Source organism: Allostreptomyces psammosilenae (assembly GCF_013407765.1).
Classification (GTDB): domain Bacteria; phylum Actinomycetota; class Actinomycetes; order Streptomycetales; family Streptomycetaceae; genus Allostreptomyces; species Allostreptomyces psammosilenae.
This window is the reverse complement of sequence record NZ_JACBZD010000001.1, coordinates 1292364-1317128: the sequence shown is the minus strand read 5'-3', so window position 1 is coordinate 1317128 and position 24765 is coordinate 1292364. Positions and strand designations below refer to the sequence as shown.

22 protein-coding genes and 1 pseudogene are annotated in these 24765 nt (G+C 75.5%); 14 read left to right on the top strand and 9 right to left on the bottom strand.

The genetic code is table 11. The annotated features are described in order from the left end of the window. Positions 1-12: 12 nt before the first annotated feature. Positions 13-564 carry a hypothetical protein gene (locus FHU37_RS05130; protein WP_179812174.1) on the bottom strand — a complete coding sequence of 184 codons (552 nt, stop codon included), beginning with the start codon at positions 562-564 and terminating at the stop codon, positions 13-15. A gap of 337 nt (positions 565-901) precedes the next feature. On the opposite strand from FHU37_RS05130, the gene FHU37_RS05125 reads away from it, so the two are divergent. Together FHU37_RS05125 and FHU37_RS27775 are read left to right on the top strand one after the other, a co-directional pair. Beyond that, positions 902-1390 (top strand): MarR family winged helix-turn-helix transcriptional regulator, encoded by a 489-nt coding sequence (locus FHU37_RS05125; protein WP_179813039.1) that lies wholly within the window; start codon positions 902-904, stop codon positions 1388-1390. A gap of 180 nt (positions 1391-1570) precedes the next feature. Continuing rightward, positions 1571-2824: pseudogene (locus tag FHU37_RS27775) on the top strand (serine/threonine-protein kinase); the annotation flags it as partial. A gap of 659 nt (positions 2825-3483) precedes the next feature. Here FHU37_RS27775 and FHU37_RS05115 read toward each other — a convergent pair. Together FHU37_RS05115 and FHU37_RS05110 are read right to left on the bottom strand one after the other, a co-directional pair. Next, positions 3484-4509, bottom strand: coding sequence for an NAD-dependent epimerase/dehydratase family protein (locus FHU37_RS05115; protein ID WP_179813038.1), 1026 nt, complete (start codon positions 4507-4509; stop codon positions 3484-3486). A gap of 29 nt (positions 4510-4538) precedes the next feature. After that, positions 4539-5504, bottom strand: a complete 966-nt coding sequence (locus FHU37_RS05110; protein WP_376773894.1) for a ScbA/BarX family gamma-butyrolactone biosynthesis protein — start codon at positions 5502-5504, stop codon at positions 4539-4541. A 132-nt stretch (positions 5505-5636) separates the two neighbouring features. Between FHU37_RS05110 and FHU37_RS05105 the strand changes: the two genes are divergently transcribed. Then, positions 5637-6401, top strand: coding sequence for a ScbR family autoregulator-binding transcription factor (locus tag FHU37_RS05105; RefSeq protein ID WP_179813037.1), 765 nt, complete (start codon positions 5637-5639; stop codon positions 6399-6401). A 316-nt stretch (positions 6402-6717) separates the two neighbouring features. Continuing rightward, complete coding sequence (locus FHU37_RS05100; RefSeq protein ID WP_179813036.1) at positions 6718-7407, top strand: response regulator transcription factor; 690 nt, start codon at positions 6718-6720, stop codon at positions 7405-7407. A 101-nt stretch (positions 7408-7508) separates the two neighbouring features. Here the strand turns inward: FHU37_RS05100 and FHU37_RS05095 are convergent, their stop codons facing one another. From FHU37_RS05095 to FHU37_RS05085, 3 genes are read right to left on the bottom strand one after another with little or no spacing between them, the layout of a single operon-like run. Further along, entirely contained in the window at positions 7509-8663 is a 1155-nt protein-coding gene (locus tag FHU37_RS05095) for a beta-ketoacyl synthase N-terminal-like domain-containing protein (RefSeq protein ID WP_179813035.1), read from the bottom strand. Further along, positions 8660-9883, bottom strand: coding sequence for a beta-ketoacyl-[acyl-carrier-protein] synthase family protein (locus tag FHU37_RS05090; protein ID WP_179813034.1), 1224 nt, complete (start codon positions 9881-9883; stop codon positions 8660-8662). Before FHU37_RS05090 ends, FHU37_RS05095 begins: the two co-directional genes overlap by 4 nt. Continuing rightward, positions 9876-10157: an acyl carrier protein gene (locus tag FHU37_RS05085; RefSeq protein ID WP_179813033.1), complete on the bottom strand. Its 282-nt coding sequence runs from the start codon at positions 10155-10157 to the stop codon at positions 9876-9878. Before FHU37_RS05085 ends, FHU37_RS05090 begins: the two co-directional genes overlap by 8 nt. 322 nt (positions 10158-10479) lie before the next feature. On the opposite strand from FHU37_RS05085, the gene FHU37_RS05080 reads away from it, so the two are divergent. From FHU37_RS05080 to FHU37_RS05045, 8 genes are all read left to right on the top strand, one after another. Then, complete coding sequence (locus FHU37_RS05080; protein WP_218903944.1) at positions 10480-11526, top strand: ketoacyl-ACP synthase III family protein; 1047 nt, start codon at positions 10480-10482, stop codon at positions 11524-11526. 275 nt (positions 11527-11801) lie between these two features. Beyond that, positions 11802-12836, top strand: a complete 1035-nt coding sequence (locus FHU37_RS05075) for a ScbA/BarX family gamma-butyrolactone biosynthesis protein (protein WP_179813031.1) — start codon at positions 11802-11804, stop codon at positions 12834-12836. Continuing rightward, positions 12833-13534 carry an HAD family hydrolase gene (locus FHU37_RS05070; RefSeq protein ID WP_179813030.1) on the top strand — a complete coding sequence of 234 codons (702 nt, stop codon included), beginning with the start codon at positions 12833-12835 and terminating at the stop codon, positions 13532-13534. The genes FHU37_RS05075 and FHU37_RS05070 overlap by 4 nt, the downstream gene beginning before the upstream one ends. Positions 13535-13578: 44 nt before the next feature. Then, positions 13579-14283 (top strand): 3-oxoacyl-ACP reductase FabG, encoded by a 705-nt coding sequence (fabG, locus tag FHU37_RS05065; RefSeq protein WP_179813029.1) that lies wholly within the window; start codon positions 13579-13581, stop codon positions 14281-14283. Between the two features lie 161 nt (positions 14284-14444). Further along, positions 14445-14894 carry an ester cyclase gene (locus tag FHU37_RS05060; protein WP_218903943.1) on the top strand — a complete coding sequence of 150 codons (450 nt, stop codon included), beginning with the start codon at positions 14445-14447 and terminating at the stop codon, positions 14892-14894. A 164-nt stretch (positions 14895-15058) separates the two neighbouring features. Further along, a complete protein-coding gene (locus FHU37_RS05055) occupies positions 15059-16696 on the top strand; it encodes an MFS transporter (protein ID WP_179813028.1) in 1638 nt (545 codons plus the stop codon). A gap of 220 nt (positions 16697-16916) precedes the next feature. After that, positions 16917-17714 carry an AfsR/SARP family transcriptional regulator gene (locus FHU37_RS05050; RefSeq protein WP_312892424.1) on the top strand — a complete coding sequence of 266 codons (798 nt, stop codon included), beginning with the start codon at positions 16917-16919 and terminating at the stop codon, positions 17712-17714. Positions 17715-17812: 98 nt separating this feature from the next. Continuing rightward, positions 17813-18946: an SMP-30/gluconolactonase/LRE family protein gene (locus FHU37_RS05045; protein ID WP_179813027.1), complete on the top strand. Its 1134-nt coding sequence runs from the start codon at positions 17813-17815 to the stop codon at positions 18944-18946. A gap of 166 nt (positions 18947-19112) precedes the next feature. On the opposite strand, the gene FHU37_RS05040 is transcribed toward FHU37_RS05045, so the two are convergent. After that, the gene (locus FHU37_RS05040) at positions 19113-20012 is read right to left on the bottom strand and encodes an NAD(P)-dependent oxidoreductase (protein WP_179813026.1); all 900 of its coding nucleotides are present in this window, start codon (positions 20010-20012) and stop codon (positions 19113-19115) included. Between the two features lie 204 nt (positions 20013-20216). Then, positions 20217-21023 (bottom strand): TrmH family RNA methyltransferase, encoded by an 807-nt coding sequence (locus FHU37_RS05035; protein ID WP_179813025.1) that lies wholly within the window; start codon positions 21021-21023, stop codon positions 20217-20219. Between the two features lie 277 nt (positions 21024-21300). On the opposite strand from FHU37_RS05035, the gene FHU37_RS05030 reads away from it, so the two are divergent. Then, a complete protein-coding gene (locus FHU37_RS05030; RefSeq protein WP_179813024.1) occupies positions 21301-22224 on the top strand; it encodes an LLM class F420-dependent oxidoreductase in 924 nt (307 codons plus the stop codon). Positions 22225-22394: 170 nt separating this feature from the next. Beyond that, positions 22395-22700, top strand: a complete 306-nt coding sequence (locus FHU37_RS05025; protein WP_179813023.1) for a 4a-hydroxytetrahydrobiopterin dehydratase — start codon at positions 22395-22397, stop codon at positions 22698-22700. Positions 22701-23321: 621 nt separating this feature from the next. On the opposite strand, the gene cobA is transcribed toward FHU37_RS05025, so the two are convergent. Further along, on the bottom strand, positions 23322-24557 hold the full coding sequence (gene cobA / locus FHU37_RS05020) for a uroporphyrinogen-III C-methyltransferase (protein ID WP_179813022.1): 1236 nt from the start codon (positions 24555-24557) through the stop codon (positions 23322-23324). Positions 24558-24765 lie beyond the last annotated feature (208 nt).

Below are 24765 nucleotides of genomic sequence, written 5' to 3'. Positions count from 1 at the left end.
CATGGCGCCGATCTAGCGGCCGAGGCGGCCGAGCAGTTCCGCGAGCTGCAGCGTCTGGGCGGGGACGGTCTCCCAGCCGCCGAAGACGACGAAGAGCAGGACCGCCAGGGGCAGGGCCATGCCAACGGCTACGGCGGGGTGGCGCCGCTCCGTCTCCGTCCCGGCCGCGCGGGCCCGGCTCGTGGCGCTGCGGGCGGGCGTCGTCGCGGGCGTCGCGGGGGCGGTGTGGTCGGCCCGGGGGCCGTCGCCGGCGTCGGCCGGCTCCACCGGGCGAGAAAGCTCCACCGGGCCGGCGGGATCCGGTGCGCGGGAGGGCTCCACCGGACGGGAGGGCTCCACCGGACGGGAGGGCTCCACCGGGCGGGAGGGCTCCACCGGGCGGGAGGGTTCCACCGGGCGGGCGACGGTGGTGCGGAGGCGCGGGCGCTCGGCGTGCTCCATGGGGTCCGCGCTCGCCAGGTAGGCGGCGCCCTCGGCGCGCCGCGGACGCGGCAGCACGTCGGCCGGCGGGCGTCCGGCCGGCACGCGGTGCCCGACCGACCGGTCGATGGTCTGCGACGCCATGTCCGTTGTTCTCCCTCCGGGAGCGGTCCCACGCCGGATCGCGTGGCCGCCCCCTCACCCCGTTCGCACCGCGGCCGCGCTCGGCTTCCCCGGTGTTCCTCCACTCGACGGCAACCCTAGGCGGCGGGCCGATCCGGCGTCGTCATGCCGTGGAGGGGTATCCCGCCGGGGCCCCTACTCCTTGGGTCGTAGGCCACCCCCCGACCTTCGCGGGTGCGCGGATCGGGGCTCGTTCGGGGTACCGCGCCGGGCGGACCGGCGCCGAATTGTGTGTCTCACGCATATGATTGCGAAGAGCACATGAACTGGTCCACGCACCCTCGTCTCCGGAGGTCACGTGCACACGCAGTCCCCCGCCGCCGGGTCGCGCCCGCTGCCGATCGGGTACTGGCTCCGGCGCGCCGACGCCCTGCTGACCCGCTCGCTGGAGCGGACCCTCCAGCCGCACGGCCTGGACCGCTTCGGCTGGCAGGTGCTCAACCTGCTGTGCGGAACGGCGGCTTCCGAGGAGCGGCTGCGCGCCGCCCTCGCCGACTTCGGCGGGCCCGGCGAGCTGACCGCCACCCTCGCCGAACTGCGCCGGCGCGGCTGGATCGGCCCGGGGCGGCCGGAGGTCGCCGGGGCTCCGGGCACCGTCTGGGCACCCACCGACACCGGCCGGTCGGTGCACCGGCTCGTCGCCGCCGCCGTGCGGGAGAGCCGGGCCGCCGCCACGGCCGGCGTGGACCCGGGCGACTACGCCACCGCGCTGGCGGTGCTGGAGCGCCTGTGCGGCAACCTCGGCGACGACGGTCCGGACCCGCTGGTCGACGCCCGCGAGACCTGACGCGGTCCCGCCACGCCCGGCCGCCGGGCCGGCCGGACACCCCCTCGGACGGCGGCCTGACCAGGAACCGGAGGGGTGTCGGCCACGTCCCACGGATGGACCAGGCGTTGCGTATCAGCACACCGCACGGGGCAGTCCGTAAGCTGTGGCCAGTCAAGCAGGGCGGAGGAGTGGGCGAGGATGACGATGATGCGGCTCCGGCGCGAGGACCCGCGTTTCGTCGGCCCCTACCGCCTGCTGCGTCGGCTGGGCACCGGCGGCATGGGGGTGGTCTACCTCGGCGCCGACCGGCGCGGGCAGCGCGTGGCGCTGAAGCTGATCCGGGCCGAGCTGGCCGAGGACGCCGAGTTCCGTTCCCGCTTCGCCCGCGAGGTCGCCGCCGCCTCCCGGATCCGCGGCGGCTGCACGGCCCGGGTGATGGCCGCCGACCCGCACGCCGCACGGCCGTGGCTGGCCACCGCCTACGTGCCGGGGCCGTCGCTGCACCGCCGGGTCGCCGACGACGGGCCGATGTCGGCGGCCGAGGTGGCCGAGGTGGGTGCCGCGCTGGCCGAGGGGCTGACCGCGGTGCACGACGCGGGCGTGGTGCACCGGGACCTCAAGCCCTCCAACATCCTGCTCTCCCCGCACGGCCCGCGGATCATCGACTTCGGCATCGCCTGGGCCACCGGGGCCAGCACGCTCACCCACGCCGGGACGGCCGTCGGCTCCCCCGGCTTCCTGGCGCCCGAGCAGGTGCGCGGGGCCGCGGTCACCGCCGCCACCGACGTGTTCGCCCTGGGCGCCACGCTGGTGTACGCCTCCACCAGCGACTCGCCGTTCGGCAGCGGCACCTCCGAGGTGATGCTCTACCGGGTGGTGCACGAGGATCCGGACGTGTCCGGGGTGCCCGAGGCGCTGGCGCCGCTGCTGGGCGCCTGTCTGGCCAAGGATCCGGCGGACCGGCCGAGCACGGTGCAGCTACACGAGCGACTGCTGGAGATCCACGGCCGGGAGTCCCGGGGGGCCGTCTCGCCGTGGGCCCGCTCCGGGCGGGCCGGCGCCGGCCGGTCCGGTGTCGCCCGCGCCGCGGCCGGAACCGGTCCGGCCACTGCCGCAGCGACGCCCGCGCAGCCGACGGTGCCCGGCGGACGGCCGGCCCGGCCGGACCGCCCCGACCCGGCGGAGCGCGCCGAACGGGGCGAACGCGCCGAGCGGGGGGTGGAGCGGGCCGAGCGACCGGAGCGGGCCGAACGGCGTCCGGGCGGCGGCGCGGGCGCGGCCGGTGGCACGGCGGGCGGCTCGTCCACCGCGGGCGGTGTCCGCCGGCCCGGCACGGCGGCGGCCGCCGCGCGGCGCTCCCGGGCGCGGCTGCTGCGGCAGCGGCTGATCGTGTTCGTCACGGTGACGGCGGCCGTGGCCCTGGGCATCGCCACCGCCCAGGGGTGCGGCGGTCCGGACGCCGACAACGGGGCGCCGGCGCCGATGTCGGTGCGCGACGAGCTCGCCCCGCCGGCCGCGGGGTCGACGGACGGGGAGGACGCCTCCGGGCAGGGCCAGGGTGGCCGGGAGGACGGGCCCGGCGGCGGCGCGCCGGTCCGCGACGACGCGGCGGCGGGCGGCGCCCAGGAGACGCCCGGTTCCTCCGCGTCCCCGCTCGGCGGGAAGCAGCCCGGCCGGGACCTCACCCCGCTGGACGCCGGCCACGGCGACGCGCCCGAGGTCGACTGGGCGGACCACACCTACCCGGCGCCGGACGGCTCGGGCGACATCCGGCTGATCGACGGCCGCTCCGCCGGCGGCGCGGCCGTCGACGCCGGTGTGGACGGCGCCGGGAGGCAGGACGGCGCCGCTGAGGGCCCGGTGGAGCTGCTGGAGGTGCTGGACGCCTCGATCTCCGGCGCGCCCGCGCAGATCGTCGTGCTGCGCCAGCTCCAGGACACCGTGCCGGCCCACCTGCTGCTGATGTACGGCTTCGACGGCGACCAGCCGGTGCTGCTGGGCTCCTACACCTCGGTCGCCGACCCGGCGGCCCGGGACACCAGTTGGCGCCTGGACGGCGGCGCGCTGGTGCGGACCCAGCGCGCCGCCTCGGGGGCGGAGGTGGTGACCCGCTACGCCCTGCGGGCGGACGGCACGGTGGAGGAGACCTGGTCCGGGGCCTGAGGCGCCGGCCCGGGCGCGAGGGGCTCCCGGGGGATCGTCGCCCGGGCGGCCAGCGCCCGGCGGTACCAGTGGGCGTGTCCGGGGAAGCGCCCGTGGAATCCCGGGCCCGGATCGCGGCCGAGGTCGGCCCACAGCGCGCGGCTGTCGAACCAGTGGTCGACGGCCACCATGTCCAGGTCGTGGGTGGTTCTGCCCTGGGCCGTCAGGCTCTCCCGGGCCTCCGGGTAGCCGATGTCCCGGGCGGGCCAGGGTGTGCCGGCCGCCGCGGCGAGCGCGCGCAGCAGGTCGTGGCAGGTGACCGGCTCCGGGTGGTTGGCGTGGTAGACGGAGGAGGTCAGGGCGTCCTCGGCGGCGAGCGCGGTGCCCAGCAGGGCGTCGGCGAGGTCCTCGACGTCGATCGCGGACAGCCGGGCCGTCCAGCGGTCCACGGTGCCCGGCAGGGCGCGGGTCAGGGCGGTCAGCGCGGGGCCCACCCAGCGGTCGCCCTCGCCGTAGACGATGTGGGGGCGCAGCACGATCCCGCCGGCGTCGAGCACGGCGTCCTCGGCGGCGGCGCGGGTGCGGGAGGTGGCGGACACCGGGGCGCGGGCGAGTTCGTCGGGCCGGGCGCCGCGGAAGGGGCCGCGGCCGTGGACGGAGGCGGTGCTCAGGTAGACGACGCGGCGGACTCCGGCGCGGCGTGCCTCGGCCATCAGGGCGGCCGTGCCGCGGGCGTTGACGGCCTCGCAGTCCTCGGCCGGTCCGCCGATCCGGGAGGCGCAGTGCAGGAGGACGTCGACGCCGTCGCAGACGCCGCGCAGGGAGGCGGGTTCGGCGAGGTCGCCGGTGATCACCGGGGTGGCGGGGGGCAGGCGGGTGACGGGACGCCGGTGGTGGAGCACGGTGGTGCGGACGGTGGGGAGGGTGGTGGCGCGGCGGGCGACGCGGCTGCCGATGAAGCCGGTGGCGCCGGTGATCAGGAGGGTGCTGGTCATGGTGGGCCTCCGCTCGGTGGACGCGGTCGTCAGGTCAGCGGCCAGGTGGTGACGGTGCTGGTGAAGACGGTGGCGTCGCCCTGGTGGCCGGTGACCCGCACGGGGATCCGGCCGGACGGCTCCGGGGCCTGGGGGGTGGCCTCGATCCAGCAGGGGGCGTCGTGTTCGGCGTAGCGGGCGAAGGTGGACTCCAGCGCGGTGGGCAGCACCGGGGTGGGGCCCGTGACGCTCTGGGCGGCCTGTCGGGCGGCCTCCAGCAGGAGCATGCCGGGGACGTGGTCGACCGGGTGGTCGAAGAGCAGCGGGTGGGTGGTGTCGACGCGCAGCAGCCAGCGGTGCCGGGAGCGGGTGGCGGCGAGGACGACGTCACGGGGGCAGCCGCGCCGGACGGAGGCGGGGTCGACGGGGTGGGCGAGCGGGGTGTCGGTGCCGTAGGGGCGGGGGCCGCGGAGCCTGCGGTAGACCGCGGGTGAGACGCAGGAGAACTCGGCCTCGCCGGCCGCGATCGGTTCCTCCCCGCACGAGACGGTGGCCTGGTAGCGCATGCCGGACAGCTGGCCGCCGCGCCGGGTCACGTCGTGGCAGCTGACGCGGAGGGTGATCTCGCTGGGGGCGGGTCGGACGGCCAGCGCCTCGGGGAGGGCGGAGTAGGCGAGCCGGTGCATCAGGAACTGGTGGCCGAGGGGGACGCCGTACTCGGCGTGGGCGAGCAGCGCCCCGCTCTGGCGAATCGTTTCTGCAAGCAGCAGGGGGTCCTGGTGTCCCGCGATCGGCGTGTAGAGGGCGTGGCCCCGGGGCCACTGGGCGGTGACGGTGAACCGGTCCGGGCCGTCCGTCTCCCAGTCGGTGAGGAGCACCTCGGCGACGGCGGCGCGGTGGACGTACTCGCGCGGAACGGTCGTGGTGAGGGGCCGGCGGGTGACGGGGCGCCAGGCGCGCAGCGCCGGCACGTCGACCCGGGAGGTGGAGACGCGTAACGAACCCAACGGGATCACCTGTCTTCCTGCGCAGGGACGCGGAAGGGCCGGGCAAGCCACCGGCGAGGCCGACGCGCCCGACCCGAGAGATAAGATACAGACAGGACGGTTTCTTTTTAAAGTGTTGGTCAAGTAGGGGGGACGGACGGCATGGCACAGCAGCAGCGAGCGATCAGAACCCGGCGGATGATCCTGGAGGCGGCGGCGGCCACCTTCGACGAGCTGGGCTACGACGGGGCCAGCACCACCGAGATCCTCAGCCGCAGCGGGCTCACCCGGGGGGCGCTGTACCACCACTTCCCGTCCAAGGAGGCGATCGCCGCCGCGCTGGTGGCCGCCCAGGACGAGGCGCTGGTGATCCCCACGCACACGGTGAAGCTCCAGGGCGTCATCGACCTGACCGCGGAGTACGCCTTCCGCCTGCAGACGGACTCCGTGCTGCGCGCCGGGGTGCGGCTGACGGTGGAGCAGACCTCGTTCAGCCAGCCGAAGATCGCCCCCTACCAGGGGGCGGCCAACGTCATCGGCAGCCTGCTGCGCGGCGCGCAGGAACGCGGGGAGCTGCTGCCGGGGGTGCGCCCGCAGGAGGTCACCGAGTTCATCGTGGGCGCGTTCACCGGCATCCAGCTGCTCTCCCAGGTGTACGACAACCGTCGCGACCTGCTGCACCGGGTGTCGGCGATGTGGCGGTTCCTGCTGCCCGGGATCGCCGTCCCCGGCCTGGTGCCGCACCTGGACACCGACATCGAGCGCCGCTGCGCGGTCAACGCCCGGGCCCGCCAGGACGCCGAGGCAGCACCCGGGGCCACGCCCGAGGCGACGCCCGAGCCGGCCGCGGCCCGGCCGGCCGGGACCGGGGCGAGCGAGCCGGTCGCCGCGGCGTCACGGCGGCGCGAGCCGGTAAAGGCAGACTGATCTGTTTATTTCCCCCTCAGCCCCGTCCGCCGTAGCGGATGGGGCTGATCGCTGCCACCTCCGCCCAGCTCCCCGATCCCTACAGGTCAGCACGGCGAGGAGGGGCCGGCGAGGGCCGGCGGCGGTCGGCGCGCGGACGATCAGGCCGTTCGCACATCTGTCCTGACACCCTGTTGAAAACATACTTGCCTGTTTGTTATGTTCGCGGCGCTTCGCTGAGGTCCTGTCGTGGCCCGCGCCTGACGTCGCCCGGCACGCGCTCCCGGCCGCGGGCTCCCGGACCCGCCGGCCACTCCCCGAGTCCGAGGAAGGTGTCATGACCCCGATACGGATCGTGCTCGCAGGCCCCCAGGCGTCGCTCCGCGCCTCCACCGACGCGCTCCGTCAGGGCGGTGTCGCGGTCGTCGCCCGGGTGGACGGCGGGCAGGCGGTCCGGGCGGCGGCCACCTTCCGGCCGGACGTGCTGCTCCTGGAGCCGGAGCCAGGCGACCCCCACGCGCCCCGGACGGTCCGGGACATCAGGAGGGCCTCCCCCCGCACCCAGGTGCTGGTGGTGGCCCCGTGCGCGGAACCCGGCGCCGTCCGGGAGTTCGTCGCGGCGGGCGCCGGCGGCTACCTGCACAAGGAGGTGAGCCGCCAGGCCATGCTGCTGGCCGTCCACGCGGCCGGTGGTGGTGCCGGCGGGCGGGGCGGGGACGGCGCCGCGGCCCTCTCCCCGGGTCCGGCCGCCGCGCGCGTCCCGCCGACCGCGCCGGTGCGGCTGTCCCGCCGCGAACACCAGGTCCTGCTGTGCGCCGCCGCGGCGATGAGCAACCGGCAGATCGCCAACCACCTGGAGATCACCGAAGGCACCGTCAAGCGGCACTTGCGCGGCGTGTTCAAGAAGCTCGGGGCGGTCTCCCGGGTGGACGCGGTGAACCGGGCGGTGCGGGCGGCGCTGATCCCCTGGCCCGGGCTGGGCGCGCCCGGCGGCCTCGTGCCGCCGGACAGCTCGATGAGCGCGTGACCGTGCGGCCGCGCGGCCCGAGGTGACGGCGCTGTCGCCGTCGGGCCGCACGGCCGCACACGGCCGATCGGTCGGTCAGTCGGTCAGTCGATCGGGGGCGGTCAGTTCCGGTGGCCGGCCGTGCGGCGGAGGACGGCGCAGGCCACCGCCCCGTCCGCGCCCACGGAGGTCACCAGGCCCAACTCGCCCTCCCCGGCGGGCGCGGAGGGGTCCCAGTGCGCCAGCAGCGCGGCCAGCTGCAGGGCGCCGCTGGCGCTGTAGGTCTCCCCGAGCGTCTCCTCGACCCGGATGACGTACGGCCGCCCCCCGGCCAGGGCCCGTCCGCGTCCACGCGCCTCCACGGCCGGCCAGCCACCGCCGGCTCCGCTGGCCCCGGCCGCGACGGTGGAGACGTCCCCCGCGGCGGCCCCGGCGGCGGCCAGCGCGTCCCGGACGCATCCGGCCAGCGCGTCGGCCACCGCCAGCGGCCCCTCCTCGACGGAGCGGAACCCCACCTCGCAGGCGAGCAGCTCGGCCAGGGACGACGCCGGCGCGTCGCCGGCCGGCTCCACCCGTTCCAGGACGAACGCCGCGCCGCCCTCGCCCAGGGCCGCGCCGCGGCCGAGGCCGCCGGCCCGGTGCCAGGCCCAGGCCGCCTGCGCGCTCAGCTCCTCCACCCCGCCGGCGAGCAGGCGCCGGGCCTGGCCGGTGACCAGGGCGCCACGGGCGTAGCGCAGCGCGGAGAGGCTGGAGACCCGACCGCCGGCGAGCGAGGCGTTGGGCCCGGTGAAGGCGTGCCGCATGGCGAACTGGCTGGCGCAGTGGTTCAGCAGGATGCCGGGGAAGAGGGAGGGGCTGACCAGGTAGGGGCGCTCCTGACGGTAGGTGTCCTGGAAGAACTCGGTGATCGCCCGCGCGCTGCCGGTGCTGGTGCCGAGCACGACGCCGGTGTCCGGGCGTTCGGCCTCCGGCACCGGTTCGGGCAGGCTGTCCAGGGCCAGTTGGCAGGCGGTCATGCCGAGCGTGGTGGTGCGGCTGTGGTGGCGCAGGCCCTTGCGGCCGAGGTGCTCGCCGGGGTCGAAGTCCGGCACCGGGAGCAGGCGCATGCCCGGTGGCCGCTCGCCGCCGAGGATCCGCCGCTCCTCCTCGGCGTCCGCCTCGTGCGGCAGCGAGCGGGTCAGCACGGACTGGAGCAGGGCCTTGCCGCCGACCCCGGCGGCGCTGACCACGCCGTAGCCGGTCAGGTGCACCGTGGCCGGTGCGGCGTCGCCGTTCATCGGTACCTCCCCAGCATCACGATGGCGTTGTTCCCCCCGAAGGCGAAGCCGTGGTTCTCCACGATCCGCGGCCGGGCCCGGCGGGCGGTGCCGGGCACGCAGTCGAGGTCCGGGCCGAGCGCCGGGTCGACCGTGCGCACGGTCGCGGTCGGCGGCAGGAAGCCCTCGTGCAGGGCGGCGCAGCCGGCCAGCGCCCCGAAGCCGCTGGCCGCGCCCATGGTGTGGCCGAGCATCGACTTGATGGAGCTGATCGGTGGGACGCGTTGTCCGAACACCTCCCGCACGGCGGCCACCTCGGTGGAGTCGTTGGCGGGGGTGCCGGTGCCGTGGGCGCAGATGTAGTCCACCTCCTCCGGCTTCACACCGGCGTTGCGGTGGGCGCGCCGGACGCACTCGGCGATGCCGGCGCGGTCGGGTTGGGTCGGGTGTTTGGCGTCGCAGGTGACGGCGTAGCCGAGGACCTCGGCGTAGACGCGGGCGCCGCGGGCGTGGGCGGCCTCCCAGGACTCCAGCAGCAGCGCCACCCCGCCCTCGGCGGTGACGATGCCGCCGCGGTGTTCGTCGAACGGGCGGGGCAGGTCGGGGGCGATCGCGCCGAGGCGGTGGAAGCCGGCGTGGGTGGCCCGGTTCACCGCGTCGGCCCCGCCGACCAGCATGGCGTCGGCGGCGCCGGAGCGGATCAGGTCGTAGCCGTGGCCGAGGGCGTAGTTGCTGGCGGCGCAGGCGGTGCCGAAGGTGACGGCCTCGCCGCGCAGGCCCAGTTCGGTGTTGACGGCGGTGGCGATGCGGTCGGCGGGGGCCTGGGCGGCGAGGGCGGCGTCGATGGCCTCGGGGCCGCCGTCCAGCCAGCCTTCGGTGAGCGCCTGGAAGACCCGGGCCTCGCCGTTGGTGGTGCCCATGGCGCTGCCGGCGCGGGCGGCGGACAGGGCGTCCGGGTCCATGCCGGCGTCCTGGACGGCGAGGCGGGCCGCCGCGGCGGCGAACTGGCCGCTGCGGCCCCAGCGGTCCGGTCGCAGCCGGCGCAGCCACCGCTCGGGGCGGAAGTCGTGCACCTCGCCGGCCAGTACGTGGTCGAAGCCGGTGGTGTCGAAGGCGCGGATCGGTGTGACGCCGTCGCGGCCGGCGCGGATCGCCTCGATGAACGGCCGGGCGCCGATGCCCAGGCTGCTCACCGCGCCGAGTCCGGTGACCACGACCCTGCGCGGGGTGGACTCAGACACGCAGCGCCTCCTGGGGGGCGTGGCGGGCGATCACGGCGTAGGCGGTGGCCAGGTTGTCGAGGTCGGCCAGCTCCTCCTGCGGGATGCGCAGGCCCAGCTGGCGTTCGAAGCGCGAGAAGATCTCGATGACCAACAGGGAGTCGGCGTCGAGGTCCTCGGTGAAGCTGCTGGTCTCGCCCACCTCGGCGACCGGCACCTCCAGCACGTCGGCGACGATCTCCCGCACGCGGGCGCGCAGTTCCTCGGTGAGCTCGGGCAGCTGGTTCTCCGACATGGTCGATCCCTTCCGTACGCGACCGGAAATCCGGCCGTCGCCCTGCAACGAATTCGGACCCTGCTGGCCGGGCGGGGCGGGAAATCCGCCACGCACCGGTGTGGGGAAGATTCAAGACGGCCCGTCGGGGATTCGCAAGAGCGTGCGACGAATATCGGGGGCGGGCTGCCTCGAAAGTGACACTTTCCCCGCCCGGACGGCGGCCGAACCCGTCGAATCGAAGATCACGGTGATCTTCCACGCCTTTTTCATGCGAATTCCATGCCGGGCGGAAATCCTCTTCCCACGCACCACTCAAACCCCTATCGAGGACGGAGGTGGCTTGGCGTTGAGACCCCTCGCGCCGGTGGGCGTCGCGGCGGCCGCTCTGTGGCTGCCGGACGGGGCGGACACCGCGGCCAGCGCGGTCGCGGAGAAGCGGGTGGAGCCGCGCACGGCGCGCGAGCTCGGGCACGACCGGCTGCCGGTGGCGGCCGGCCTCTCGGCGCCCGAGATGGCCGTGCGCGCCGCCACCGAGGCGCTGCGGCTGGCCGCGGTGCCGGCCGCCGAGCTGTCCGGGCTCTACCACGCCTGGATGCACTACCAGGGCCACGACCTGTGGTCCGCGCCGCACTACATCGCCCACCAGCTCGGCGCGGAGGGCGCCGTGCCGGTGGGGGTCCAGCAGATCTGCAACGGAGGGGCGGCCGCCCTGGAGCTCGCCGTCGCCCGCCAGCAGCTGACGCTGGGGCGCAGCCTCGCGCTGGTGACCACGGCGGACCGGTTCACCCCGCCCGGGTTCGACCGCTGGCGCAGCGACTACGGCGCGGCCTACGGCGACGGGGCCACCGCCGTGCTGCTGGAGCGGCCGGCCGGCCCGGACAACCCGCTGGTGCTGCGCGCGCTGCACAGCGCGGCGGCGCCGCACCTGGAGGCGATGCACCGGGGCGCGGATCCGTTCGCCGAGGTGCCCCGGGCGAACTCCCCGGTGGTCGACATGCGCCGCACCAAGCGCGGCTACCTGAGCGAACACGGCCTGGAGGGGTTCAGCAAGGTCAACGCCGAGCGGATCCGGCAGGTGCTGACGGGTGCCCTGCTGGACGCCGGGGTGGCACCCGACGACCCGCGGATCCGGCTGGTGGTGCTGCCCCGTCTGGGGCTCAAGACCCTGCAGACGGCCTGGATCCCGACCGTCGGCGAGATCGTCCGGGCCCCCACCGCGGACTGGGGGCGGCAGACCGGGCACCTGGGGGCGGGAGACCTGGCGGCCGGGCTGAGCGAGCTCGTCCGGCGCGCCGTGCTCGGCCCCGGGGAAATCGCCCTGCTGTTGAACGCGGGCGCCGGATTCACCTGGTCCTGCGCCGTTCTGCAGGCTCCCGGGAAATCCTGAGCGGCCGGCGCGGGGATTCTCCCGGCGGCCCGGCGAACGTCGCGGGAAAAGCGGCGAGGTTCGCCGCCGGGATTCGCGCGGCACCGGGCGCGGAGAATCCGGGGCGGGCCGGAGACGTCCCGGCGGAAACGTCCGGTGGACGTCCGGAGGGACGTTTGGACGAGCGGCGGGAAGAAAAACGCGCACCGCCCCGGCCGGTGCGATGCGGATTTGACGAGGCTTTCATACCGGACCAGCACGATGTTTCCAGCGGCACCGAGCACCGAGGAGGTCGCATGACCACGACGCGGGACACCCCGGCGGCAGCGCCCGAACCGCCCCCGCCCAGCTTCACCCGCACCATCGAGCGGCAGCTCGTCCACCGGGCGGCCGTCTCCGAGGTGTTCGTCACCGACCTGCTGCCCTTCGACGGCACGCGGTACCTGGCCGGCGCCCAGCTCCCGCTGGCCCACGGCTACTACGGCGACCACCCGCGCCGCCCAGCGGGCTACGACTTCCTGCTGCTGCTGGAGGCCGCCCGGCAGGCCTCCACCGCCGCCGGCCACCAGGGCCTCGGCATCCCGATGGACTGCGCGTTCCTGGTCAACAGCTGGTCGATCCGGCTCGACGGCGGCACTCCCCCACCGGTCGGCGCCCGCCCCGGCGAACTGCACCTGCGCGGAGACGGCCGGCGCGTCCAGGCCCGGGGCGGACGGCTGCGCGGCGCGGTCTTCGACGTCGACCTCGGCATGGCCGGCCGGCCCGTCGGGCGGGTACACATCGACACCAGCGTCACCAGCGGCGAGGACTACCACAAGCTGCGCTTCCTCCAGCGCGGCTCCACCCCGCCGCTGACCGAGCAGCTGCGCGGGCGGCTGCGCAGCCGCCCGGCCGACGCCGCCGCCGTGGGCCGGGCCAATCCGGTGAACGTGGTGCTGGGCGAGCCGGCGCACACCGGCGAGGAGACCTCGGCGCAGGTGGAGCCCCGCTACGACAACAGCGCCCTGTTCGACCACACCTACGACCACGTCCCGGCGATGGTGCTGTGCGAGGCGGCCCGCCAGCTCGCCCACCTCGGCGGCGTTCCGGTGGGGACCGCGGTGACCGGCTGCCAGGCCCGGTTCCTGCGGTTCGCGGAGCTCGACAGCGCGCTGGTGGCGACCGGGCGGCCGGGGGTGAACCCGGGCGAGGCCGCGCCGGACGCCTACCACGTGACCTTCCGGCAGGACGGCGCCGACATCGCCCGGATCGACCTCACCTTCGAGCGGACCGCCACCACCGGCGCCCGCCCCGACCCCGCGCAGACCACTGACCGAAAGGCCCGCTCATGACGTCCGACAGCCGCTCCCGGTACGCCGTGTGGACCGACTTCGGCGGCGTGCTCACGCCGCCGATCAGCCAGGACGTGGACGACTTCTGCCGCCGCGAGGGCATCCCGGGCGACGCCTTCCGCCGCGCCATGGCGACGGTGGCCGAACCGTTCGGCGGCGACGTGATGGCCCCGCTGGACACCCCGCTGATCCCCGAGGAGGAGTGGGCGAGCCGGGTCAGCGAGGCCCTGCACGCCGAGGTCGGCCAGCGGGTGGACCTGTCGGACTTCGGCGAGCGCTGGTTCGCCGGGCGGCGGACCAACCAGCGGTGGCTGGCCCACCTGCGCGAGCTGCGCGCCTCCGGCGTGTTCCTCGGGCTGATCTCCAACATGCCGCCGGCCTGGGACCGCCAGTGGCGGCGGATGGTCCCGCCGGAGGGCCTGTTCGACGCCGTCGTGCTGTCCTTCCAGGTGGGGGCGCGCAAACCGGACGCCGCCATCTTCGCGGCGGCCGTCGAACGGAGCGGGCTGCCGCCCGAGCGGTGCGTCCTGGTCGACGACCTCGCCGCCAACTGCGCCGGGGCCGAGGCCGTCGGCTGGCGGTCCGTCCACTTCCTCGACGCCGACGACGCCGCGGCTCGCCTGAGCCGCCAGCTGGCCGGCCCGGCGACCGCCGGAACCCCCGCCGCCCCCACCGCCACCGCGACGCCCGCCCCGTGACACCGGCGGCGGCCGGCGTCCCCCACCCCGAACAGGAGAGCATCGTGTCACGCAGCGTACTGGTCACCGGCGGCAACCGGGGCATCGGCCTGGTCGTCGCCCGCGCCTTCGCCGAGGCCGGCGACAAGGTGGCCGTGACCTACCGGACCGGCGAGCCGCCCGAGGGGCTGCTCGGCGTCCGGTGCGACGTCACCGACCCGGTCGCCGCCCAGCGCGCCGTCGCCGAGGTGGAGGCCCAGTTCGGGCCGGTCGCCGTGCTTGTCGCCAACTCGGGCACCACCCGCGACGCGCTCGCCCCGGTGATGCGCGAGGAGGACTTCGAGGACGTCATCCAGACCAACCTGGTCGGCGCCTTCCGGATGGCCCGCCTCGTCGCCCGCGGCATGATCAGCGCCAAGTGGGGGCGGATCGTGTTCGTCTCCTCCGTCATGGGCTTCCTCGGCTCCCCCGGCCAGGCCAACTACGCCGCCTCCAAGTCCGGGATGCTGGGCCTGACCCGCTCCCTCGCCTGGGAGCTCGGCTCGCGCAACATCACCGTCAACATGGTCACCCCGGGGCTCATCGAGACCGACATGATCCGGGGGGTCAAGGACCGGCGGCGCGAACAGCTGCTCAGCCAGACCCCGCTGCGCCGCACCGGTACCCCGCAGGAGGTCGCCGAGGTGGTGCGCTTCCTGGCCGGCGACGGCGCCTCCTACGTGACCGGCGCCGCCATCCCGATCGGCGGCGGCCTCGCCATGGGGCAGTGACCGCCCCCCACCCCCGACCACCGGGCCGGCCGCGCGCCGCGCGTCCCGCGACGCCGCGCCCGGTAGCCCGCCGGCGGCCGCACGCCCGCCGCGACGGGCCACCCCGCACCAGCCGCGTGCACGCCACCGCACCACCACCACGATGAGGAGAGGAGTCCGCCGTGACGGACGAAGAGGTGCGCCAGATCGCCGTGGACATGGGCAAGATCTTCAACGACGGGGACGACGAGGTGGCCAAGCGCCTGGTCCACCCCGACTTCATCGACTACGAGGCCCCCGAGGGCTCCCCGCGCGGTCCGGAGGCCTACGCCAACACCGCGCGCTGGATGCGCAGCGTCTGGGAGGGCGCCCGCTGGGAGATCGTCGACTCCTTCGCCAAGGGCGACAAGGCCACGCTGCGGGTGATCTTCACCGGGCGCCAGGTCACCGACTTCATGGGGGTCCCGGCGACCGGCAAGTCGGTGCGGGTCCAGCACATCCACATCTACCGGGTGACCGACGGCCAGGTCCACGAGCACTGGGCGGTCCGTGACGACCTGGAGCTGTTCCGGCAGCTCGGCGCCTGGGACAAGCCGCTGATGGGGGCGCCCAAGCCGGCCCCGACGGCCTGACCCGCCGCGCCGCGCACGCCGGGGGCGGCGTCCACCTCGGGTGGGCGCCGCCCCCGGCGCGTCCGGGCGCCCGCCGGCGCACCCCCCGCCCCCCACACCTCACGCACCCGCGGCCGCGCACGGGCCGCACCCCCGCACGCCCCGAACCGAGAAGGAGTACCGCCATGGCCGCCCCCGCCCTACCCGAGGCACCGCCCAGAGCGGGGCTCACCCTCTTCGCGCTCTGCCTCGCCGTGCTCATCGTCCCCCTGGGACTCAGCGGCGCGCCGGTCGCCCTCCCGGCGATCGGCCGCGACCTCGACGCCGGCGTCGTGCCGCTGCAGTGGGTGGTGAACGCGTACAACGTCACCGCCGCGAGCTTCATGATGGCCGCCGGTTCGATCGCCGACCGGGTGGGCCGCAGGCGGGTCTTCGCCTTCGGCGTCGCCCTGTACGGCGGGTGCTCGCTGCTCGCCGCCGCCGCGACGCACATCGTGGTGCTGGACGTGGCCCGCGCCTTCGCCGGTCTGGCCGCGGCGGCCATCATGACGGCCGGCGTGTCGGTGATCGCCAACACCTTCTCCGGGGCCGCCCGCACCCGGGCGTTCGCGTTCGTCGGCGTCACCATCGGCGCCGGCCTGGCGATCGGCCCCACCACCACCGGCCTGATCGTCAGCGGACTGGGCTGGCGCTACGTGTTCCTCCTGCAGGCCGCCATCACCCTCGCGGCCCTGCTGGGCTTCCGGCTGGTCCGGGAGTCCCGGGACCCGGACGCCGGCCCGGTGGACTGGCCCGGCACCCTCACCTTCACCCTCGCGCTGTTCCTGTTCACCCTGGCGGTCATCGAAGGGCCCCAGTGGGGATGGTCCAGCGCCGGCGTCCTCGGCCTGCTGGCCGGGTGCGCCGCGCTGCTCACCGCGTTCGTCCTGGTGGAGCGGCGCCGCCCGGCACCGATGTTCGACCTGTCGCTGTTCGCCGAGCCGAGGTTCGTGGCGGTCAACCTGCTCGCCACCGCCGTGTCCTTCGGGTTCGTCGGGCTGCTGGTGCTGCTGCCGTCCTACCTGGTCGGCGCGGGCGGGCTGACGGACGGCCGGGCCGGGCTGACCATGCTGCTGCTCACCGCCCCGGTGCTGGTCTTCCCGCTGGTGGCCGAACGCCTCCTGCAGGCCGGCGTGACCCTGCGCGCCATCATCAGCGGGAGCCTGCTGCTGGTGGCGGCCGGATGCGGCTGGCTGACCGTCGTCCACCCCGGGACCGGCCCGCTGGCCCTGGCCGGCCCGCTGCTGCTGGTCGGCGGCGGCATCGGGCTGATCTACGGGCTCATGGACGGCGCGGCGGTCAGCACCGTGCCGCCGGCCAAGGCCGGCATGGCGTCGGGGATGTTCAACACCATCCGCCTGGCCAGCGAGGCGGTGGCGGTCGCCGGCATGGTGGCGGCCCTGGTCTCCCTGGTGCGCGACCGCGTCGCCGACGGCCTGGACGCCTACCGCCCGGCCGCCGACGGCGCCGGGACCGGAACCGCCGGAGGCGACGCCGGCGGCCTGGAGGCCGGCGCCGTCGCGGACAGCGTGGCCAGCGGCAACCTCGACGGCCCGGCCGCGCTGGTCCCCGCCGAGGCCCGGCAGCGGTTCGTGGAGTTCCTCGGCGAGGGCTACAGCGCCGCCCTGGCGGGCGTGCTGTGGGGCGCCTGCGCGATCTGCGCGGTCAGCGCCGTGGTGCTGTACGGGATCCTCGCCGAGCGGCGCGACGACGGCCCCTCGCCGGCCGACGACGACGCCGGGAAGCGTCCGGCCGGGGCCGATCCGGTGGGTTCCGCCTCCTAGGACCCGGCGCCGTGGGCCCGCCCCGCCGGCGCGGGGCGGCCCACCTGCCCCTTTCGGGGAAGGCCGCCTCAACTTTCGATCCATTCGCTTGCCGCCCGGATCCCGGCCGTGTGAGTCTGGCGCCGAAGTCGACGTTGACTCCGATAATCTCCTGGAGGAATGAATCGTGCTCCGGATCAGCGTTCTGGGACCACTGGAAATCACCTACGAGGGAAAAGCGGTGCCCGTTCCGCGGGGGCCGAAGGTTCGGCAGTTACTGACCCTGCTCGCCTTACGCCCCGGAAACCTGGTCTCGCATGACACGCTGGTGGACGAGCTGTGGGGCAAGGAGCCGCCCCGGACGGCGATATCGACGATCCGCACCCACATCTACCACCTGCGGCGCGCGCTGGAGCGCGGGGCCGGCCAGGGCCTGCCCCCCGATCTCCTCGGCACCGAGCTGCGCGGCTACGTGCTGCGGCTGCCGCCGGACGCGGTGGACGCCGAGCGGTTCTGGCGGCTGGCCCGCCAGGGCGAGGCGCTGTGCCGCTCCGGCCGCCTGGCCGAGGGATCCGAGCTGCTGTCCCGGGCGCTCCAGCTGTGGCGGGGCGACGTGCTGGCCGACGTGCCCTACGGGGTGGCGCTGGCGCAGCACGTGCGGCACCTGGAGGAGAGCTACATCCGGGCCCTGCAGGAGCGGATCGAGGCGGACATGCGGCTCGGCCAGCACGCCCGGGTCACCGCGGAGCTCAGGACGCTGGTGACCCGCCACCCGCTGAACGAGTGGCTGCACGGCCAGCTGATCACCGCCCTCACGCTGGCCGGCCGGCGCGGGGACGCCCTGCGCGCCTACCAGGAACTCCGTGAAATCCTGCGGGAGGAACTCGGACTGGAGCCGTCCCCGGCGCTGCAGAATCTGCAGCGCACCATCCTGACCGGAACGCCGCAGGGTTTCGGACAGGCTCTGGGGATCTCCTCCGACCTCCTGCTCGACGCCTCCGCACACCCCGGGGAACAGCACCTGAGGCGGGCGTCCTGAAATCCTCCGGAACGCCTTTCCGAGCACCGTTCGAGCGATTCCCACGGGCGGTTTCCACCGCGGCCCGCCCGGAAGAGGGAGAAAGGGAAGAACACGACATGCCCCAGCACGAACCCGGAAGGCCCCGGCGTTCGCACCGCCGTGCGGCCGTCCTGCCGAGTGCCCTCGCCATGAGCGCCGCGCTGCTGCTGGCGCCCGCGGCCGGCGCCGCCGTCGCCGCGCCCCCGGCCACCGCGCCGTCGGCCGCGGGGGCGTCTGCCGCCGCGCCGTCGGCCGACCCGGCCGCCCGGCACGCCGCCCGCCTCCCGGAGGTCATCGAGGGCGAGGGGCGGGCGCTGCACCCGGAGGGGGTGGCCTGGGACCCCACCCGCTCGGCGTTCCTGGTGAGCTCCATCCGCCACGGGACCGTCTCGGTGGTGGGCGCGGACGGAGTCGCCCGCACCCTGATCGACGACCCGCGGCTGATCGCGACCGGCGCCGTCCGGGTCGACGCCGCCCGCAACCGCGTCCTGGTGACCTACGGCGACGTCTACGGCGGGCCGGACGCCCTGCTCAGCGTCGGCTCGTCACCCGAGACCAGGGGCCGCCACTCGGGGCTGGCGGTCTACGACCTGACCACCGGCGAACCGGAACTCATGGTCGACCTCGGCGGCTCCCCGGGCCTGCACCTGGCGAACGACGTGGCCGTGGACCCGTTCGGCAACGCCTACGTGACGGACTCCTTCACCGGCACGATCCACCGGGTGACGCCGAAGGGCCACGCCTCCGTCCTGCTCAGCCATCCCGCGCTGGACGCCGGCGAGAACGCCGCGGGCCAGCCGATCACCGGCCTGAACGGCATCGCCTACCACCCGGCGGGCTTCCTGCTGACCGTCCGGCACGACACCGGCGCCGTCTTCCGGATACCGCTGGCCGCGCCGGAGCGGTTCACCGAGGTGCGGCAGCAGCGGCCCACCCCCGGCGCCGACGGCGTGGCGCTCGGCCGGAACGGGGCGCTGTACGTGGTGACCAACGCCATCGCCCCGGGCGGGCTGGACGGACTGCTGGAGCTGCGCTCCCGCGACGGCTGGCGGACCGCCCGGCAGACCGGCGCCACGGCGTCCCCCGAGGCCGCCCCCTCCGCGGTGGCGCTCACCCCGCGTGGGAACTACGTGCTCAGCGGCCACCTGCCGGTGCTCTTCGGCAGCGGCGGACGCCAGACCGCCGACGGCTTCGTGCTGCGCCGCCTCTGAGCCGCGCACCGGGCGCCGTCCCACCCCTGCCGGCGGGGTGGGACGGCGCGGCCGTCCTCCCGGGCGCCGCGACCGCCGTCCCCACCACGCCCGACGGCTGGGCCGTCCGGCCCGGGCCCGCCGGGGTGCCCGGGCCCGTCCGGGCGCCCGGGCCCGTCCGGCGGCTTCAGGACCGCGGCACCGGGTTGCGGATGCCCTCGATCACCCGGACGAAGCTGTCCGCGCCGTGCCCCTCGGCGATCTGCCGGTCGATGAGCGCCTGGACCGGCGCCACCATGTCGACCCCGATTCCCTGCTCCAGGCTCGTCCGGGCGATCGCGTCCACCGCCGACTTGTTGAACAGCAGGCTCTGCACGTCGGTGGTGTAATCGCCCTTCTCGATGATCTCCGCGTACGACGGCAGGAGATCCGCCATGGACTTCAGCCACGGGACGAGCATCGAAACGAATTCCGTGGCCTTCGCCCCGGCCGTCCCGACCATCGCCGTGGCGTGGAAGAATCCGCCGAACATCGCGTACATTCCGGAAAGCAGGGCCAGGTCGTACAGCGAGGCCAGCCCGGCGTCCTCGCCGAAGTAGGTGCTGGCGCCCAGCAGGTCCAGCATCGCCCGGTGCTGCTCGAACGCCGTCCGCGACCCGCTGTACAGCAGCGACGAGCCGGGCCGTCCGATCATCTGCGGGACGGCGATCATGGCGCCGTCGAGGTAGTCGATGCCGTGCTCCGCCGCCCATGCCGCCGTCCGCCGCGCCTCGGCCGCGGTGGTGGTGGTGACGTTGACCAGCACCCGGCCGGACAGCAGGTCGGCCACCGGCTCCAGGGCCTCGTGCACCGAGGCGTGGTCCAGCAGGCAGGCGATCACCAGCGGGCTGGCGCCGACCGCCGCCCCGAGCGTCCCGGCGTCCACCGCGCCCCGCGCCACCAGCTCGTCCGCCTTTCCGGCCGAGCGGTTCCACACCGTGGTGGGGTGCCCGTTCGCCAGCAGCACCGCCGCGATCGCCTGCCCCATCGCCCCCAGACCGACGACCGAGACCGGGTTCGCGGCGGCGTTGTCCTCGTGCGCGTTCATTCGTGTACTCCCCTTCCACGCCCCGCGGGAAAATCCTGGCGGGGCGGATATCCGTGTTCTTCCGGCGCCACGTCCATGTTTTCCTCCCCGCCTTACAGACGACAAGTACCGACTAAAAAGTCAGGTACTTACCCCAGGGTGAGTGAGCACGCGTTCCCGCATTCCCGGCCCTTCCCGCCGGCGGTTCCGGGGCGGGCCGCTCCCTCACGCCAGGGCGTAGAAGGCGACCGCGGCGGCGGCCCCCACGTTCAGTGAGTCGACCTCGTGCGCCATCGGGATGCGCACCCGCTCGTCGGCGGCGCGCAGCGCGCGGGCGGTGAGGCCCTCCCCTTCGGCGCCCAGCATCACCGCCACCCGTTCGGGCAGCCGGCCGGCCACCTCGCGGATGTCCGTGGCCCCCTCCCCCGGTGTCAGCGCCAGCACCCGGAAGCCCGCCTCGCGCACCGCCGCCAGGCCGTCCGGCCAGCGCTCCTCGTCCAGTCGGGCGTAGGGCACGGTGAACACCGCGCCCATCGACACCTTCACCGCCCGCCGGTACAGCGGGTCGGCGCAGTCCGGGGAGAGCAGCACGCCGTCCATGCCGAGCGCGGCGGCGCTCCGGTAGATGGCCCCGACGTTGGTGTGGTCGACGATGCCCTCGAGGATGACGATCCGCCGGGCGGTGGCGAGCAGGTCGGCGGCGCTGGCCGGGGGCTTGCGGGCCATCGCGGCGAGCGCGCCGCGGTGCACGTGGTACCCGGTCACGCGTTCGGCGAGGTCGGGGCTGACCGCGTAGGTCTCTGCCGGGTTGTCGGCGATCACGTCGCGCATCACGTCGATCCACTTCGGCGTGAGCAGCATCGAACGCATCCGGTAGCCGGCGGCGAGCGCGCGGCGGATGACCTTCTCGCCCTCGGCGATGAAGAGGCCCTCGGCGGGCTCCCGGCGACGTCGCAGCTGGACGTCGGTGAGGTCGACGTAGTCCCGCAGGCGCGGGTCGGCCGGGTCCTCGATGGTGACGATCTCGCCCATGGTGATGCTGTTCCGGCCTCTCGGGTGTGCGGGTGTGCGGGTGTGCGGAGCACACCGAGGGTAGTCGGTGCGGCCCGGCCGCTCCCGGGCGCTCCGGGCCCGAGACGGGGTCCGGTACGGGTCCGGTACGGCGGTTGGTAGGCGGCCGGCGCGCGGGTGGTGCGGGAGCGGCGCGGACCCGGGCGCCTCTGCCGTCGGCGAAAGGTGCTTGACGGTCCGTCACGGTCGGGTATCTGCTGGGCGTCCGTCGTGCAGCCCTGAGATGACGGGAGTCGCCATGTCGCAGTCGTCAGCACAGCCGTCGCCGCCCACACCGCCCCCGCCCGAGTCCCGCCCGTTCCGCTTCGGGGTGAACCTGGTCACCACCGCCTCCCGGGACCAGTGGGCCGCCACCTGCCGCACGGTGGAGTCGCTCGGCTTCGACGTGCTGCTGGTGCCCGACCACATCGGCGCGCCGGCGCCGTTCCCCTCCCTGGTCGCGGCGGCCGAGGTGACGGAGCGTCCACGGCTGGGGACGTTCGTGCTCAACGCCGGCTTCTGGAATCCCACCCTGCTGGCCCGGGAGGCCGCCGGGACGGACGCCCTCACCGGCGGCCGGCTGGAGCTGGGCCTCGGCGCGGGGTACGTGCGGGCGGAGTTCGAGGACGCCGGCATCGAGTTCCATCCGGCCGGGGAGCGGGTGAACCACCTGGAGCGGACCGTCCGGGAGGTGCGCCGGCGCTTCGCGGACAAGGAGTTCCTGCCCCGGCCGACCCAGCCGGACGGCCCGCCGCTCCTGGTCGGCGGGCACGGACGGCGCACGCTGCGGCTGGCCGCCGAGCACGCCGACGTCGTGGGGTTCACGGCGGGGCGGGTGTCCCGCGACGGCAAGCTGACCCTGGCGCCCCGGGAGGAGTTCGCCGAGCGGGTCCGCCTGGTGCGCGAGGCGGCTGCCGGCCGCGCCGTGCAACCGGAGCTCAACCTGCTGATACAGCGGGTGCTGCTGACCGAGGACCGTCGGGCGGCGGTGCGGCCCTTCCTGCCCTACGCGAACGGGATGGACGAGGAGGAGCTGCTGCGCTGCCCGGTGCTGCTGGTGGGCACCGCCGAGCAGATCGCCGAGCAGCTGCGCCGGCAGCGCGAGGAGTTCGGCATCTCGTACGTCACCGTGCTGGAGCCGTCCATGGAGGCGTTCGGCCCGGTGATCGAGCTGCTGTCCTGAGGGGACATGACGGCCCGGACCGGCCCCGGAGCGCCTCGGCGGCCGGTCGGGGCCGGCGGCTCCGGGTGGGGCGGCGCGACGCGCCGGGGACCGCCGGGATTGCGCGGCACCGCGCGGCCCGAAGTGGCAGCATGCCAGCGAGGTCGACGCGCGGCGGAGAGGCAGTGGTGATGCGGTACGAGACGGTGGACGGGGACGAGATCGAGCGCCGGCTGGCCGAGCTGCCCGGCTGGGCCTTCGAGGGGGACGCGTTGCGCCGCCGCTACCGGTTGGAGCACGTGGCGGCGGCGATCATGGTGGCGCACATCGCGCAGGTGCAGAAGGAGCTGGACCACCACGCGGACCTGACGCTCGGCTACGACAGCGTCCAGGTGGCCACCACCACGCACGCCGTCGGCGGCCGGGTCACCGCGACGGACTTCGCCCTGGCCCACCGGATCGAGGAGGTGGCGAAGGCGCACGGCGCCAGCGGGTGAGGCGCCCTCCGCACACGGGTCGACGGCCCCGGTGTGCCCGGGCGGGGATGGCGTTCCGCGGTGGTGCCACAGGGATGGCGCGGGGGTTCCGCAGGGATGGCGCGGGGTTCCGCCGAGGGGGCCGTGGGGACGGGTCCTGCGCGGATGGGCGTGGACGGACTGCCCGGGCCCGGCCCTTCAGCGAGACCTACCGGCCGTGGAGGACCTTGCGTGCTGCCGAGCGCGCGTCCTGTCATGTGCGCGCTCCGAGTTATCCACAGGCTGCGCGACAAGGGCTGCGCTGGGTGACCGCCGCATGGGATCCTGAAGAAGGGGGCCCGCGGTCCCCCCTACGCAGGGTTGGGGGCCTGGCAGCGCGGCCGCCCGTTGGCAGAGTGCGAATCGCCGATGTGTCAGAAGCGCGCTACAACAAGCGCGCTACCGGGCGGGCGCCGAGGGGAACGGCACGCGCCCCACGGTGAATATCGGCCGCGCGCCCTCCACCCGCCTCCGTCGCACACCCTCCGCCCCGCCCCCGCTGCCGCCTCCATCGCCTGCCCGCCCGGGAGAAGCAGCCGGCACGCCGACGCCGCGCCCGCCCCGGGCGCGGCGTGGCGCGGCGCGCCCGCCGGGCGGGGGCGGTCAGCGCTCGCCGCGCGAGACGGCGACGACGTCCCCGACCACGATGATCGCGGGCGGGCGGACGGCCTCCGCCCTGACCACCTCGGCGACGGTGGCCAGCGTCGCGTCCACCCGGCGCTGGCCGGCGGTGGTGCCCTCCTGGATCACGGCGACCGGGGTGGCGCCGTCGCGGCCGTGGGCGATCAGCGTGTCGGCGATCGCGCCGATCCGCTCGACCGCCATCAGCAGCACGAGCGTGCCGCGCATCCCGGCGAGCGCCTGCCAGTTCACCAGGGAGGCGGGGTTGTCGGGGGCGACGTGCCCGGAGACCACCGTGAACTCGTGGGCCACCCCGCGGTGGGTGACCGGGACGCCGGCGACGGCCGGAACCGCGACCGAGCTGGTGATGCCCGGCACCACCGTGCACGGGATGCCCGCCTCGGCGCAGGCCAGGACCTCCTCGTAGCCGCGGCCGAAGACGAAGGAGTCGCCCCCCTTGAGGCGGACGACGAACTTGCCTGCCTTGGCCCGCTCCACGATGGTCTCGTTGATGACGTCCTGCGCCATGGCCCGGCCGTAGGGGATCTTGGCGGCGTCGACCACCTCGACGTCCGCCGGCAACTCGTCGAGCAGGGCCCGCGGGGCGAGGCGGTCGGCCACGACGACGTCGGCCTCGGCGAGCAGTCGGCGGCCCCGGACGGTGATCAGGTCCGGGTCGCCGGGGCCGGCGCCGACCAGGGCGACGCCGCCCTCGCGGGCGCGGAAGTGCGGGGCGCGCAGTTCGCCGGAACGCAGGCGGTCGAGGGCGGCGTCGCGGACGGCGGCGGCGCGGCGGGGGTCGCCGCCGGCGAGGACGGCGACGGTGACGCCGTCGGAGCGCCCGGTGGCGGGGGTGTGGGCGGTGGCGCGCTCGGCGTCGTCGCTGCGGACGCAGAACACCCGGCGGCGCTCGGCCTCGGCGGAGACCGCCTCGTTGACGGCCGGGGCGTCGGTGGCGACCACCACGTACCAGGCGCCGTCGAGGTCGCCGTCGGCGTACCCCCGGCGCTCCCAGCGGATCTCCCCGGCGTCGGCCATGGCCTCGACGGCGGGGGTGGCGGTGGGCGCGATGACCAGGACGTCGGCGCCCGCGTCGACGAGGCCGGGCAGGCGGCGCTGCGCCACGTGTCCGGCACCGACCACCACGACCCGTCGCCCGGCGAGACGGAGCCCCGCCGGGTAGATGTGGGGGGCGGGACGCTGTGCGGGGCTGGTCATGCGTGTGTCCTTAACGGCCGAGCGGTCTGACGTGCTCATCATCCCCCAGGTGGGGCGGGTGGTGAACGGGCGGTTCGAGGGGCGGGATCCTCACACTGTGAGGACCCCGTCCGTGAGGCCGTCGGCCGGTCGGCCCCGGCCCGCGCCGGCAGGGTCCACCCGTGGGCCGTTTGCCGTTCCGGCAATTTCCCTCGACTCCGCCACGGCG

Excerpts from the sequence above, each read along its gene's own strand:
- FHU37_RS05035 (WP_179813025.1), bottom strand. The coding sequence starts at position 21,023 with ATGGGCGAGATCGTCACCATCGAGGACCCGGCCGACCCGCGCCTGCGG.
- FHU37_RS05030 (WP_179813024.1), top strand. The coding sequence starts at position 21,301 with ATGTCGCAGTCGTCAGCACAGCCGTCGCCGCCCACACCGCCCCCGCCC.
- FHU37_RS05100 (WP_179813036.1), top strand. The coding sequence starts at position 6,718 with ATGACCCCGATACGGATCGTGCTCGCAGGCCCCCAGGCGTCGCTCCGC.
- FHU37_RS05045 (WP_179813027.1), top strand. The coding sequence starts at position 17,813 with ATGCCCCAGCACGAACCCGGAAGGCCCCGGCGTTCGCACCGCCGTGCG.
- FHU37_RS05070 (WP_179813030.1), top strand. The coding sequence starts at position 12,833 with ATGACGTCCGACAGCCGCTCCCGGTACGCCGTGTGGACCGACTTCGGC.
- FHU37_RS05115 (WP_179813038.1), bottom strand. The coding sequence starts at position 4,509 with ATGACCAGCACCCTCCTGATCACCGGCGCCACCGGCTTCATCGGCAGC.
- FHU37_RS05085 (WP_179813033.1), bottom strand. The coding sequence starts at position 10,157 with ATGTCGGAGAACCAGCTGCCCGAGCTCACCGAGGAACTGCGCGCCCGC.
- FHU37_RS05040 (WP_179813026.1), bottom strand. The coding sequence starts at position 20,012 with ATGAACGCGCACGAGGACAACGCCGCCGCGAACCCGGTCTCGGTCGTC.
- FHU37_RS05025 (WP_179813023.1), top strand. The coding sequence starts at position 22,395 with ATGCGGTACGAGACGGTGGACGGGGACGAGATCGAGCGCCGGCTGGCC.
- cobA (WP_179813022.1), bottom strand. The coding sequence starts at position 24,557 with ATGACCAGCCCCGCACAGCGTCCCGCCCCCCACATCTACCCGGCGGGG.
- FHU37_RS05105 (WP_179813037.1), top strand. The coding sequence starts at position 5,637 with ATGGCACAGCAGCAGCGAGCGATCAGAACCCGGCGGATGATCCTGGAG.
- FHU37_RS05130 (WP_179812174.1), bottom strand. The coding sequence starts at position 564 with ATGGCGTCGCAGACCATCGACCGGTCGGTCGGGCACCGCGTGCCGGCC.
- FHU37_RS05095 (WP_179813035.1), bottom strand. The coding sequence starts at position 8,663 with ATGAACGGCGACGCCGCACCGGCCACGGTGCACCTGACCGGCTACGGC.
- FHU37_RS05055 (WP_179813028.1), top strand. The coding sequence starts at position 15,059 with ATGGCCGCCCCCGCCCTACCCGAGGCACCGCCCAGAGCGGGGCTCACC.
- FHU37_RS05075 (WP_179813031.1), top strand. The coding sequence starts at position 11,802 with ATGACCACGACGCGGGACACCCCGGCGGCAGCGCCCGAACCGCCCCCG.